This window comes from Actinomadura rupiterrae (genome assembly GCF_024172125.1).
Lineage (GTDB): Bacteria > Actinomycetota > Actinomycetes > Streptosporangiales > Streptosporangiaceae > Spirillospora > Spirillospora rupiterrae.
The window spans coordinates 235,929-249,302 of the sequence record NZ_JAMZEA010000009.1; the positions used below are offsets into that span (position 1 = coordinate 235,929).

10 protein-coding genes are annotated in these 13,374 nt (G+C 70.0%); 7 read left to right on the forward strand and 3 right to left on the reverse strand.

What is annotated here, in order from left to right:
* Nucleotides 1–144: 144 nt before the first annotated feature.
* Together FHU30_RS31250 and FHU30_RS47765 are read left to right on the forward strand one after the other, a co-directional pair.
* Entirely contained in the window at nucleotides 145–1,074 is a 930-nt protein-coding gene (locus FHU30_RS31250) for a hypothetical protein (protein ID WP_253880560.1), read from the forward strand.
* Nucleotides 1,075–2,159: 1,085 nt separating this feature from the next.
* The gene (locus tag FHU30_RS47765; protein ID WP_372503988.1) at nucleotides 2,160–2,861 is read left to right on the forward strand and encodes a cellulose binding domain-containing protein; all 702 of its coding nucleotides are present in this window, start codon (nucleotides 2,160–2,162) and stop codon (nucleotides 2,859–2,861) included.
* Nucleotides 2,862–4,542: 1,681 nt separating this feature from the next.
* On the opposite strand, the gene FHU30_RS31255 is transcribed toward FHU30_RS47765, so the two are convergent.
* Together FHU30_RS31255 and FHU30_RS31260 are read right to left on the reverse strand one after the other, a co-directional pair.
* Nucleotides 4,543–4,863: an NIPSNAP family protein gene (locus tag FHU30_RS31255; RefSeq protein ID WP_253880562.1), complete on the reverse strand. Its 321-nt coding sequence runs from the start codon at nucleotides 4,861–4,863 to the stop codon at nucleotides 4,543–4,545.
* Between the two features lie 1,574 nt (nucleotides 4,864–6,437).
* Nucleotides 6,438–6,728, reverse strand: coding sequence for a hypothetical protein (locus tag FHU30_RS31260; protein ID WP_253880564.1), 291 nt, complete (start codon nucleotides 6,726–6,728; stop codon nucleotides 6,438–6,440).
* A 450-nt stretch (nucleotides 6,729–7,178) separates the two neighbouring features.
* Between FHU30_RS31260 and FHU30_RS31265 the strand changes: the two genes are divergently transcribed.
* The 4 genes from FHU30_RS31265 (at nucleotide 7,179) to FHU30_RS31280 (ending at nucleotide 12,136) form a co-directional block, all read left to right on the forward strand.
* Nucleotides 7,179–8,045, forward strand: coding sequence for a Sco1979 family transcriptional regulator (locus tag FHU30_RS31265; protein WP_253880901.1), 867 nt, complete (start codon nucleotides 7,179–7,181; stop codon nucleotides 8,043–8,045).
* Nucleotides 8,046–8,165: 120 nt separating this feature from the next.
* Nucleotides 8,166–8,567 carry a nitroreductase family deazaflavin-dependent oxidoreductase gene (locus tag FHU30_RS31270; protein WP_253880566.1) on the forward strand — a complete coding sequence of 134 codons (402 nt, stop codon included), beginning with the start codon at nucleotides 8,166–8,168 and terminating at the stop codon, nucleotides 8,565–8,567.
* A 1,129-nt stretch (nucleotides 8,568–9,696) separates the two neighbouring features.
* Complete coding sequence (locus FHU30_RS31275; protein ID WP_253880567.1) at nucleotides 9,697–10,752, forward strand: phosphotransferase enzyme family protein; 1,056 nt, start codon at nucleotides 9,697–9,699, stop codon at nucleotides 10,750–10,752.
* Between the two features lie 517 nt (nucleotides 10,753–11,269).
* On the forward strand, nucleotides 11,270–12,136 hold the full coding sequence (locus FHU30_RS31280) for an NAD(P)-dependent oxidoreductase (RefSeq protein WP_301323896.1): 867 nt from the start codon (nucleotides 11,270–11,272) through the stop codon (nucleotides 12,134–12,136).
* On the opposite strand, the gene FHU30_RS31285 is transcribed toward FHU30_RS31280, so the two are convergent.
* The gene (locus FHU30_RS31285) at nucleotides 12,112–12,846 is read right to left on the reverse strand and encodes a histidine phosphatase family protein (protein WP_253880569.1); all 735 of its coding nucleotides are present in this window, start codon (nucleotides 12,844–12,846) and stop codon (nucleotides 12,112–12,114) included. The two genes, FHU30_RS31280 and FHU30_RS31285, sit on opposite strands and share 25 nt — an antisense overlap.
* Before the next feature lie 116 nt (nucleotides 12,847–12,962).
* On the opposite strand from FHU30_RS31285, the gene FHU30_RS31290 reads away from it, so the two are divergent.
* Nucleotides 12,963–13,355, forward strand: a complete 393-nt coding sequence (locus tag FHU30_RS31290) for a VOC family protein (RefSeq protein ID WP_253880571.1) — start codon at nucleotides 12,963–12,965, stop codon at nucleotides 13,353–13,355.
* Nucleotides 13,356–13,374: the final 19 nt, after the last annotated feature.

The window sequence follows — 13,374 nt, forward strand, 5'->3', positions numbered from 1 at the left end:
CGTTGACACCTTCGCCTGGACGCGCGCGAACGGCACGTCCAATCGGACCCATCGAGTTATCCACAGAATGGCGCTCGGTTAGTCCCTGTCGGCGCGGCGCTCCAGCCTGGTTCGTGTACCCGAACACGGCACAAGGAGCCCACGATGACCGAGACGTTCCGTCTCACCGTTCCCGACCGCACGCCCTGGACCTTCGTGGTCGCCGCCGAGCGGTGTCCCGACGACCTGCCGGCCGCGATCTTCGAGCATGTCTCCGCACCGTTCGCGACCCATGCGATGCAGCGCTTCGGCGACCCCCGGCTCTCCGTCGCGCCGTACCCCGCCGCGACCTCGCCGTGGGACCTGACCAAGATCACTTCGTTGGACGACGAGGACGACCGCGACGGCGACCTCGCCTACCTGCGCTCGGTCGACTGGCACATCGGCGTCACCGCCCAGCTCCCCGCCCCCGACCGGCCGTTCGGCGCGCGGATCGCCCGCGCCGCCGCGCACGCCCTCCGCGAGGCCACCGACGGCATCCTCGCCGATCACGACCTCGGCATCGTCCTGCCGAGCACGCACCAGGACGACGGCGGCCGCTTCGTGTTCGCCGATGACTGGATCACCACGACGTCCAACGGCCAGGCCACCACCGGCTGCCCTGCCGGCGACGAGGAGATCGACGGCTGCGCCTGCCTGCAGTTGTGCACCCGCGGCATGCAGCGCCTCGGCCTGCCCGAGCTCCGCTTCTCCGGCGTCTCCTGCGCCCACGAACTGGCGGCGACCAACGTCCTTCGCAGCCTGAGCAGGCGGTTACTGCCGCTCGGCATCAACCACGGCACGCGGGTCCTGCCGTGCGAGGCCCTCGTGACGGGCGGCGACTTCGCGGAGTACTGGGGCACGGACGAGCCGATGTGGAACGACGGCCCCATCGCCGTCCGGATGACCCCGATCAACCACCAGTTGCTCGAAGTGAGGCCCCCGGACGACTTCCCTGGAAGCCTGAACGAGTGGCTCTGGGACGAGCTCCCTCCCATCCTCCACGAGCTCCTCGGCTGCGACCCCGACCCCACCCCCGGCTTCCACCCGAGCTAACCCACCCTTCGCTTGCACGCAGTCCTGTTCAGCCCGTCATGGAGGAGCACGTGAACCACCGCGAGAATCCCACCGCTAGCCAGACGACCATCCCGGGAAGCACCCGGTCACCGGAGCCCGCCGAACACCCCCGCCCTCAGCTCCTGGCCACCGCCCCTCGCCCGGCGCTCGCGCGACCGCCCTGACACCTGCCCCTCTCGTCCACCCGGTACTCTCGTCCGCTCCGCCCAGTCATGACCAAGTGGACCCGGCGGCGCGGGGTTGCAGTTCAGTGGACACGCGCCCAGAGCACTCGGGCCGCCTCCCGCTGCAGATGGACGGTGTCTCGGGGCCCAGACGCGACCGCCTCACGCTGCTCGCCCGGATGAGACGACCTCACCACCCGCATCCTGGAAGCCGTCGCTGCCTTGAACGGACGCCGGACCACCGGCACGGCCTGAACTCCGGTGGCCCCCGGTCCAGTTCAAGATGCAAGGCGTCCCGAGCTCCGGCGCAGTCCAGTTGCGAGACAGCCCGAATTGCAGCGCAGCTCTGCTGCTACGGAACCGGAGCGCCCGACGTGGACCAAATTGCAGTGCGGCCCAGGTTGCCGAGCAGCTCAGCTTGCCGAGCAGTTCAGGCAGCAGTTGGGCCCCGAGTTGGGCCCGGAGTTGCAGCGCGGCCCCAGGTAGCAGCGGCGGCCAGGCTGCGGTTGAGTCCGGTTTGCGGTCGGGTCGAGTTGCAGCGCGCCCCGAGGCTTCCGGCGCGAGAACTGCGCTGCGAACAAGGTTGGGTTGGTGGGTGAACACAGTTGAGGTCACGGGCGGTTGCAGACGACACAGTTCCGGTGCATCGGTTTCCTGGCAGCAGGTTGCCGGAAGTGATCGCACGAGCGTGTTCGGTGGGCGCGCCGCTCGGCTGGGTGAACAACGGAGGTGCCCTGTCCATCTCGTGTCAGAGGCGGAGTCGGCTTGCTGGCTGAGTGTCGGCTAGTCGGCTGGACGTGCTGTCGGATCGGCTCCGGAACCCTACGAAAGGGGACGTCGAAACTGATTGATTGTTGATAGATTCTCGTCGCTCGTGATGTGTTGGTTTGTCCTGGCTTGATGTGCGGCAGCCGGACTTGCGTGGGCGGGGTCGGTGTCGAGGTGACCGAGCATGGACGGCGAGGCAAAGGGCGCCGGCGGCGTCCCAAGGCCAGCGCGCGGCAGCGCGTCGGTGGACGGACGGCGGCATTCGGACTCGGAGGCCTAGGAGTCATCGGCGTCCTGGTGTTCTTGGCCATCCAGGCCACTGGTGATGGAGCACCGGCCGGGCTTCCGAAGTGTGCGGTGGACTGTGGGCCTACTCCGGTCGGGTCCCCGCTGGCTGGGCCGACTGTCGAGGGAGTCGTCCCGCCACGGCCCGGGATTCACGCTGGTGCGTCCGGTGGGTTCATCACGCCGTCGCCCGGGAAGAACGGTTCGGCGAGTCCGAGCCAAAGCGCTCAACCGCCGTCGCATGCGACAACGTTGTCCGCAGCGTTCTCGGTCTCGAACTCGTGGGGATCCGGGTTCATCGGAACGCTCACGGTCTCCAACCGTGGGACGTCCGCCGTCACCCTCTGGCGGCTCTCCGCGCAGTTTCCGAGCGCTGTGATCACGTCGGTGTGGTCGCCGAGTGGATCAGTGACCGGTGCCCACTCGGGCGGACGCCTTGACGGCATCGGGCGAGGTCTGGGACCTGGCCAGTCCATGCAGGTCAGTTTCCAGGCCGAGGGGCGCCCAACGGCACCAGCGGCATGCACTCTGAACGGCCATCCCTGCTAACCGAGCTTTAGTTGTGGTGCCGCAGCGAGCTCGTCCGGGGCGGCCTGCATCGAGTTCAGCCAGCAAACGGCATCACGACCAGTCCCACCCACACGCACCCTGGGATCGTGACGCCGTCACGGGACGCGTGAACCTCCACGCCGTCCGGCCGACCGGGTGCCCGCCATCCACCACGGTCGGCACGCCTTACGAGGGCAGCACGCCCGCCTAACAGCTTGAGCTGGCCCGATGGCTTGCCCACCAGGACATCACGCCGAGATCTTCAGCAAGTACATCCCTGGAAGGTCCTATCGATCGCGGTGGGGGCCCACGTATGCCCAGTCCAGCGGACCCGCGCATCACTTGATGAGAACAGGAGGTAGGTCAGACACCGGCTACTGGGAAGGAGCCAACCTTTGGGCCAGTCAAAGCAGCATAGTGCCCAGACCAACGCTCCGGCCTGCAGTGACGTTGCCGATCCACTGGTCAGGGACTCCACCCGCGTGAGCACCGGCTTAGCGCTCAGCCGTACGCAAGTGCGCCGGGGCCACCAACGCTCAGAGCAAAGCGCTCGGCGCTCGGCGCTCGGCAGACGGCACGCGGCACCCGTCCGTCGGCGCCCGCCGGTCGGCAGTCGGCAGACGACGGACGGTGACGGCCTGACGGCGACACTCGACGCTCACCGCTCGAAGGCCGGCGCTCGACGGGACGGCACTCGGCGCCCGGCCACGCCGCACTCGTCGGATGCCAGCCACGCTCGGCGGTCGACGCTCGCCGAACGCCGGACGGCGGACGGCGGCGCTCAGCACTCGAAGGTCGGCGCTCGGCGGTCGGCGGGCCACACTCAGCGCTCAGCGCTCGACGGGACGGCACTCGGCGCCCGGCGCGCGGCATTCGTCGGACGCTGGCCACGCTCAGCGGTCGGAGGTCGGAGGTCGGCGCTCGCCGGCCAGCGGACGGCGGACGGCGGCACTCGGCACTCGAAGGTCGGCGCTCGGCAGGTCGGCAAGTCGGCAGGTCACGCTCAGCGCTCGGCGGGACTGCACCCGGCGCCCGACGCGCGCCACTCGTCGGACGCCGGCCACGCTCAGCGGTCGGGGGTCGGCGGTCGGCAGTCGCCGAACGCCGGTCAACGGACGGCGGAGGTCGGAGGGCGGACGCCAGTCAGCAAACAGCAAAACTCGGGGCGCTCAGCACTCGAAGGTCGGCGCTCGGCGGGACGGCCCTCGCCTGCCAGCGGGCCACGCTCAGCGCCCGGCGTCGGCAATCGCCGGACGCCGGTCAGCGCTCGGCACGCGGCATTTGGCGCTCGGCGCATGCCGCTCTCGGCGCTCGGCGCTCGAAGGTCGGCGCTCGGCGGGACGACTCTCTGCGATCGCCAATCGGTGGGCGCCGGTCGTCGCGGCGCCCGCCCGTCGGCGCCCGCCGGTCGGCGCTCGCCGGTCGGCGCTCGCCGGTCGGCGCTCGCCGGTCGGCGCTCGCCGGTCGGCGCTCGCCGGTCGGCGCTCGCCGGTCGGCGGTCGGCGGTTGGCGCTCGCCGGTCGGCGGTCGGCGGTCGGCGGTTGGCGCTCGCCGGTCGGCGGTCGGCGGTCGGCGGTTGGCGCTTGGCGCGTCTGGCGTTGCTTGCGCGTGGGCTTCTGGGCGAGGCGTTGCTGGATACGTGGCGCTGGTGCGTGGTGGGCTGGTGGTGGTGTTGGTGCGGTTATGGGTGTGTTTGCTTCGGCAAGAGAGGACGCATGAAGGTGCGTTGGTAGCGGAGGACGCAGCCGCTTTCGTCACGGATGCGGTCGGCGGCGATGAAGTCGGGATCCGTGCCGAAGCGGGCTCGGTATCGCTCATAGGACGCCAGGCTGTCAAAGCTGAACAGCGCGCGGGCCTCGTCGCTGACACCCTCGGCCGGCAGGAAGTAGCCGTGGTGGACGCCGCCATGCCGTTCCACCAGTTCCATCCAGGCTTGGGCGAAGCGTTCGAAATCGTCGATCTTGTTCGGGTCGATCTGGTAGTCGACTACGCAGGTGATCATATCGAAAGGCTAGGTGATGAGCGCATCGCCGCAGCTCCTGGGGTCGCGGGAGCCCGAATGACAGCTCAGGGGGACGGGGGTTGGCAGCACGGAAGGGCGAATGCATGTCTCGTGGGGGCGAGCCGCATGTGTGGCAACGCCCTTGGGCGGTTTCGAGGCTTCGGGAAGCAACTCGGTGCTCTGCGCGTCCGGCTTTCGGAACGTCCATCCGTGCCCAAGCGCGGGAAGCCTGCTCCAGCTGCTCCAAGTGAAGGAGGCTAGGAACGTCCTGGAAGGAATGTTGGAACGGAGGCCGCTTCCGCTCGGCTCAGGACTCGGTCTGTCTACTCTTGCTCTTCGTGCTGAGCGACGGCAGATGTAGGCCCAGCTCACGGACTGGCGGCGCCCTTGAAGACGCTGCTGCGGATGCTTACTCAGCACGGACCCGCGCGTGCGGGCGGGAGACAGAGCGGTGCGTGCGAGCGGGAGACGGTGTTGGCACGGCCTCACCCCCTTGGACCGTCCCGTGGTGCCCTGGTCGTCCGGCAAGCGTGATCCAGATCAGGCCAACTCGCGGAGCTCCGCGGGGTTGAAGGATTTCTTGCGTAGGTGTGCCGCTCCCCCGAGTGTGCAGTCCAGCAGTCCCAGTTGGGGCACCATGCAGGATGCCGCACGAGCAGGAGCCTCACGGGCGTGGGCATGCGAGCATCCGCACCCGACCAATCGCACGCGAAGGTCTGCCGGGGTAGTTCGGCGCGCGCCAGCGACGGCGCTCGCGGGATTGGTGAACGGCGTTGGTCAACGGCATCAGCGCGTGGCATCGGCCAACGACGTCCGCGGTGGCATCGTCCAAGGAGGCCTGACGGCGATTGCGGTCATCCGGTGCGGCGAACAGGTCGGCCAACCGGTCGGCGTGCCGGGGAGGCGGCAGCCCGGCATGCGAACCATCGTGAACAGGGTGCCGAACTCGGCGCGGTTCCCTATCAGCACTATCCGAACTCCTAGCCTGTCCTCTCAGGAGAGGACCACGGCCGGACCACGGCCGGGATCTCCTCAGTCGCGTTCGCGTAGGTGGCCGGTCCATGCCACCTCGGCGTGCGAGCCCCGAGCACCTGATTGACGCGGCGCTCTGACTGCCAACGGGGACGATGGGCGCGTGAGTTCGGCGCCCGGCATCAGTGCGCAAGCCTGTTGGTGTGCAGGCCCGTAAATGCTGAGGCCCTCGTGCGCAGGCCCATGGTGCTCAGGTTCCAGTCCGCAGGTCCCAGTCCGTATGCCTGTGGTGCGCAGACCCGTCGTGCGCGGGCCCGTCATGTGCAGGACCGTCGTGCGCGGGCCCGTAAGCGCAGACCCGTAAAGCGCAGGCTCCTGGCGCGCGGGCTCGTGGGGCGCAGGCCCCTGGCGCGCGGGCTCGTGGGGCGCGGACCCCTGGGGGGCGGGCCCGTGGGGCTTGGGGGCAGTTCGGTGGCCTGTGGTGTGCAGGCTCGTGAGGCGCCAGGGCGTCGTGTGCAGGGGCGGGGGTGGGTTGTGTGTGGGAAGGGTGGTGGGGGGCTTTCGCGGGGTGGGAGGGGGTGGGCGCGAAGGCCGTGTGGGGGTTAGCTGGCGCGTAGGTAGGCGACTCGGACGGAGAGGCGGTCTTGGAGGAGGGCGATGGCTTCGTCCACGGTCGGGGCGGCGGCCTGGACTCGGAGGGAGCGGCCGTCGAGGGTGACGCTCGCTTGGGCGAGGGCGGGGCGTGGGAGGGTCTGGTCCGGGGACAGGGTTAGGGTGCCCTGGACGGAGACGGTGGACGCGTCGGTTTCGGCGAGGGCCGCGCGGACGGCCGTTTCGGCGGAGGCTCGGGCGGCCTCGGGTACTCGGCCGGTGGTGAGGAAGCGGATGTCCATCAGAGTTCCCCTGTAGAGATGTCGTCTTGCTCGGAGGCGCTGTGTACGTCTCCCTCAAGTAATGAGAACGTCTCGTCGGGGCGGTGTTCGCCTCTGACGGGCGAGAGCTGCGTCACGCGCTGCGACGGGTTGTCGCGAAGCTGAAGAGAACGGCACGTCAGGACGGGTGGGGCGGGCGGAAGCGACGGGTTACGTGAGAGACTTCACGCGTACGTCGGGGGCGGGCGCCAGCGGTTCGGAGGCCGATCGGAACGGGGACGCCCGGTTGGCGCGAACGGGTACGCGTCATATCGGTACGTACCGGAAGCGATCCGGTGCGGCGGGCGGCGCGGGACGGTGTGATCCTCTACGATGGTCGGTGCCGTTTCGCCAAGACTGGCTGGTGACCCCTTGCCCCAGGATGCAGCAGCACCCGTTCCTCCAGCGGAGGGCGACGCCACGCCCGGACGACTGCTCGACTACCCCCGTCGTGGCGGTCCTACCGTGCTGCGCATCCTGCTGGGGGCGCAACTGCGCCGGCTCCGCGAGGAGAAGGGCATCTCGACCGAGGACGCGGGTTACGAGATCCGCGGGTCGCACTCGAAGATCAGCCGGATGGAGCTCGGCCGCGTCGGGTTCAAGGAGCGCGACGTCTCCGACCTGCTGACCCTCTATGGCGTTACGGATCCCGCCGAGCGCGCTCCCCTGCTGGAGCTCGCGCGCGAGGCGAACACTCCCGGCTGGTGGCATCGCTATGGCGACGTCCTACCGAACTGGTTCGAGACCTACCTCGGTCTAGAAGAGGCCGCGTCGCTTCTGCGGTGCTACGAGCTCCAGTTCGTGCCAGGGCTGCTGCAAACGGAGGACTACGCGCGGGCCGTCGTCCGGCTGGGGCATCCGGACGCGACCGAGGAGGACGTCGAGCGGCGCGTCCGGCTGCGGATGACTCGGCAGGAGCGGTTCGTCGAGCCCGGGGCGCCGACGCTGTGGGCCGTCCTGGACGAGGCCGTCCTGCGCCGTCGCCTCGGCGGGGACGAGGTGATGCGCGGGCAGCTCCGGCATCTCGTCACGATGGCCGACCTGCCGAACGTGACGCTCCAGGTGGTCCGGTACGAGGCGTCCGAGCCGTGCGCGACGGGCGGTCCGTTCACGATCCTGCGCTTCGCCGAGCCGGGCCTTTCGGACGTGGTGTACCTGGAGCAGCTCACCAGCGCCCTCTACCTGGACAAACCCGCCGACGTGGACACCTACATGCGGGTGATGAACGATCTGTGCATCACCGCGTCCCGTCCGGACGAGACCGTCCGCTTCCTGAAGAGCCTGCTGAACGAGATTTGACCCTGCGCTCCCGCGTGGCCTCTGAGCTGCCGGGAAGGTCCTCGTGCCGACGGGCGTTGTCTCGGTCGCGCGATCCGCGCGCCCCACGGACACCCGGTTTTCGGCGAACGAGGAGAACCCATGCTTTTCGGCAAGGAGCACGTCAAGCGCTATCAGGAGACCGACGGCGCAGAGGGCCACGACTGGAACGGCACGGTCACGTTGCTGCTGACCACGACGGGCCGCAAGTCCGGTAAGGAGCGCACCACTCCGCTCATCTACCAGGAGGACGACGATGACTACGTCGTCATCGCGTCCAAAGGCGGGGACGACGACCACCCGTTGTGGTACCTGAACCTTGAAGCCGACCCCGAGGTGAAGGTCCAGGTGAAGGGCGACCGCTTCACGGCGCGCGCCCGCACAACCGAGGGCGACGAGCGTTCACGCCTCTGGAAGAAGATGGCCGCCGTCTGGCCCGACTACGACAACTACAAGACCAAGACCGACCGCGAGATCCCGGTGGTGGTCCTCGAACGCGTTTGACCGGACCGTCCCGGCACACGACCCGTCACGCACACGGCACGCCACCCGCCCGCGCGGACGTGAGGAACACACTGCCTCGCGACCGCGCGGGCGGGCGTCGTTCGTCGGGAGCAAGTACGCAGGCGATGAGCGCAGGGACACGTCCGGGCACGCATGGCCGCACCCCTGTATGGCCGCGCAAGTTTTGACCGAACCCGCATGACGGACACACGCCTCATCACAACCCGCCTCGCCCCCCGCCCACGCGGGGTCCTACGGGCACGGCCATGCATGGGCCGGCACGTTCAAGCGCACAAGGCAGCGCACACCTAGCCGAGCGCACACCTGGCTGGGTGCGCACCTGGCTGGGTGCGCCCCGTCTGGCGTGCCGCGTCTGGTGCGCGCCGTCGGCTGTGCATCCTCGGACGCGCAGCGTTGGCGCGCCTCGTCGGATGCGCAGTGTCGGGCGCGCCTTGTTGAGCGTGCAGCGTCGGGGTGCGCCTCGTTCGGTGCGCCTCAACCAGCGCGCAGCGTTGGGTGCGCCTCGTTCGGTGCGCCTCGCCCGGCGCGCAGTGATGGCGCGCCTCGCTGGATGCGCAGTGTCGGGCGCGTCTTGTTGAGCATGCAGCGTCGCGTGCGCCTCGTTCGGCGCGCCTCAACCAGCGCGCAGCGTCGGCGCGCCTCGCTGGATGCGCAGTGTCGGGCGCGTCTTGTTGAGCATGCAGCGTCGCGTGCGCCTCGTTCGGCGCGCCTCAACCAGCGCGCAGCGTCGGCGCGCCTCGCTGGATGCGCAGTGTCGGGCGCGTCTTGTTGAGCATGCAGCGTCGCGTGCGCCTCGTTCGGCGCGCCTCAACCAGCGCGCAGCGTCGGCGCGCCTCGCTGGATGCGCAGTGTCGGGCGCGTCTTGTTGAGCGTGCAGCGTTGGGTGCGCCTCGTTCGGTGCGCCTCATGCGGCGCGCAGCGTTGGGTGGGGTTGGGGGTATGGCAGGGGTTGGGGCGGAGGCGCGTTTGGGGGTGGTGGCTGGGTTTGGGTTTCGGGGTAGGTGGGCGGGGGCGACGGGAGGATGGGCGGTTCGCTTTCGTGGGGGTGGGGGAACGTGTAGCGTCGGCGGGGGAACATTCGTTCGACCGAGTCCAGCGAGGGACCGAGGTGCCGACGTCATCGCGGGTTCACGACGACGAGCCGCTACCGCCGCGGCTGCCGCGTCGTTGGGAGATCGAAGCCGGGGCCGTCCTGGAACCGCTGAACGGCGGGCGGGAGCGCCGGTGGCGGGTGAACGCGGCGGGCGCCTCCTACCTGCTGCGCGAGCATCGCGTCCCTGATCGGAAGGCGATCCGGCTTCGTCACGAGGCAATGAAAGCGCTGGACGACGCGGGCCTCCCGGTACTTGCGCCCGTTGCGGCTCGGAATGGCAAGACGCTCGTTGTCGCGGGTGGTCTTGGGTATGAGCTGTTCCCCTGGGCGTCCGGGCGGCGGCGGGACGGGCTGGAGCTGACGTTCGTCCAGTGCGAGCGGCTGGGCGCGCTGCTCGGGCAGCTGCATGTCGAACTCGATCGAGCGACCGGGCCCGTGCAGCAGAGCATGCTGCTGTTGCCGACGTCCAGGGCGTCCGCCGCGATCGCGGCCGTGGACGCTGCGCTGGAAGAAACACCTGATGACGGGACGGATTTCTCCGCGTTGACCGTCCGGCGGCTGCGGGAGCGACGCGAGCTGCTCAGCGAGTTCGCCGACCACCAGCCCCCGGAGATCGACACGAGCGTGGTGGGTCGGCTGCATGGTGCGTTCCACCAGGAGCATCTGCGGTACGGACGGTCCGGTGAGGTCTCGGCGGTGCTGGGCTGGGACGCGATGACACTCGGACCGCTCGCCGGCGAGGTCGTCGGGGCCGCAGCGCGCCTGTTCGCGTGCGGGGACGACCGTGGTTTCGATCTCGACCGCGTCCAGGCCTTCCTGCATGGACACCGCACGGTGGTGGATCTGGACGCCGGACAGATCCAGTCGGCCGTCCACCGCGCCTGGTGGGAGCGGCTTTGCGACGTCGCCTCGATGCGGCAGCGGTATCTCGGTGACGACACGGCCGAGTCCGACGGCGACGGGGCGTCCACGGCGCTGGTGGCCTGGTGGTCGGCCAACCTGGAGCGGACGCTCGACGCGTTCGCCGTCCCTTACACGGCCGTCGCGGACGACAACCCCGCCTACGGATAACCCCCGCCACAATCGGCGCATCCGGGGCACATAACCCCGCAGTACACGCAGCGCACTCCGGACACGCCAGCACGGCACGTCGCGCACCCGCCCGGCATGGGCGACGGGATCGCTTCGCTCGGTGTGCACAAACCGGCAGCGTCCCCACCCGCACGGGACGCGGGCTGCCCACCTCGCACGGCAGCGTGCGGGACGGCCAGGACACGCGTCCACGAAGCACAGACCACGGTGAGCGGGGCGCACACCTGCCGGGGAGCGCAGAAGGCAAGCGGCGCCAACGCGCAGGACGTGGGAATGCGCGGGGACAGGACGCATAGCCCGGGGTGTGGGCTCGGGGCAGGCACGCCCGCTTCAAGCGCGGTAGGTAAGCGGCGCGCTGGGCGCGGAACACTCAGCGCCGGACGCACGCGCAAGTCTCAGGACGCGGAGCCAGGCGCGGGGGGCGGGACGCGGGGAGTGGGTAGGGGATGGGGAGGCGTGGTGCGGTGGGTGCTGCGGGGAGTTGGGGAGGTTTCGGATGGTGGCAGTGGGGTTTTTGGGGACGGGGATCATGGGGGCGGCCATGGCGCGGAACCTCCTAGGGGCGGGGTTGGAGGTGGCGGTGTGGAATCGGACGCGGGCCCGGGCCGAGCCTCTGGGGCAGGCTGGGGCCCGGGTCGCTGACTCGGCTGCGGATGCGGTCGCGGGGGCGGACGTGATCGTCACGATGCTGACGGACGGCGGGGCCGTGGCCGAGGTGATGGCTGAGGCGGCGCCCGCGGCGCGGGAGGGGGCGGTCTGGGCGCAGATGAGCACGGTCGGGGTCGCGGCGCTCGGTCCTCTGGCCGAACTGGCTGCGCAGAACGGGCTCGTCTTCGTGGACGCGCCCGTGCAAGGGAGCAGGCAGCCCGCCGAGGAAGGGAAGCTGATCGTCCTGGCGGCGGGGCCGGAGTCCGCGCGCGGGACGGTGCAGCCGGTGTTCGACGCGGTGGGCCAGCGGACGTTGTGGGTGGGCGAGGACGGCGCGGAGGGCGGCGGGACGCGGCTGAAGATGGTCACGGTCGGGTACGCGATCACGGTGACGTCGCTGGTGGCCGAGTCGCTGGCTCTCGCCGAGGGCCTGGGGATCGATCCGCGAATGTTTGCCGAGGTCGTCACGGGTGGCCCACTCGACAGCGGTTACCTGCAGTCGAAGATGAAGGCCGTCCTGGAGCGGGACTTCAGCCCGACGTTCACGGTGGTGAACGCGGCCAAGGACACCGGGCTCATCATGGAGGCGGCGTCCTCGTCCGGCATCCGGGTCGATCTCACGGACGCCGCGCGCCAGCGGTTCATCCGGGCGGCTGAGCAAGGCCACGGCGAGGAGGACATGGTCGCGAGTTACTTCGCCGGTTTCGCCTCCTGAGCGTTCCGGGCGTGCTCAGAGGCGCCGGAAACGCTTGGCGCGACCGGTTCGTCCAGGGTTGCGGTTGCGGTGCCGAGGAGCAGGGAGAAGGGGGTGTGTTCGCCGCGGACGAGTTCGGCGATCGTGGCGTTCGGTGTGGCGCTGGTTTCGATGAAGTGGCGGAACTGCCGCATCTGCTCGGAGGTCGGCTTGGTGATGCCGGTGAGGAGCGTCCACATCGCGGCGCGCATGAAGAGGCCGTGCGTGAAGACGGTGATCAGGCCGCGCTCGGGGCGGGCGGCCAGGGTGTCGAGCATCAGCCGGGCGCGCGTGATCAGGTCTTGGAAGGACTCGCCGTCGCCGCCGTCCACGAGGGCGGGGTCGGAGCGGTCCCAGTAGGACTTGGAGTAGGGGCGGCGTTGTTCGGCCGTCGTGTTCGGGCCGTGCAGTGAGCCCAGGTAGGTGAACTCCTGGACGGGCCATTCCTCGTAGGGGACGTCCGGAAAGCGGCGTCGCGCGGGTAGGGCGGTCTCGCGGGCGCGCACGAAGGTCGAGCTGACGATGAGGGACGGCGCGCTCGGGATCATCGCCGCGACGCGTTCGGCCTGGCGGCGGCCGAGGGCGGTGAGCGGGGCGGCTCCGGGGCCGTTGGTGGGGAGGCCGGCGTTCGACTCGCTCTCGCCGTGCCTGATCAGCCAGACGCGCCGGAGGGCGGCTTCGGTGTCCGTCACGCGGACAAGGCTGCCATACCCCCGCGTCCAGGCAAGGCGTCCCTGGACGCGGACAAGACCTTAAGGCTGGCGGAGCTCGAAGGCTGGTGGGCTGCGGGGTGGGAAGGAAGGGGCTCATGGAGGTTCTGAGCAGCCGCGTCCTGATCCGTTCCGCCGATCCTGAGCGGGCGCGCCGGTTCTACCGGGATGTGCTCGGGCTGGCGGTGTACCGGGAGTTCGGGCCGCCGGACGATCCTGGCCTGGTGTTCTTCCTCGGTTCCGGCTTCCTGGAGGTGTCCGGACGGGGGCAGGGGACGGTCGGCGAGGGCGCGCCCATGCTGTGGATGCAGGTGCGGGACGTCCACGCGGAGCACGCGCGGCTGGCGCAGGGAGGCGTCCGGATCGTGCGCGAGCCGCGCGCCGAGCCGTGGGGGCTGGTCGAGATGTGGATCGAGGACCCGGACGGTGTCCGGATCGTCCTGGTCCAGGTGCCGGACGACCATCCATTGCGGCGCGACCAACGCGGATAAATCTGGAAAACACTGGAAG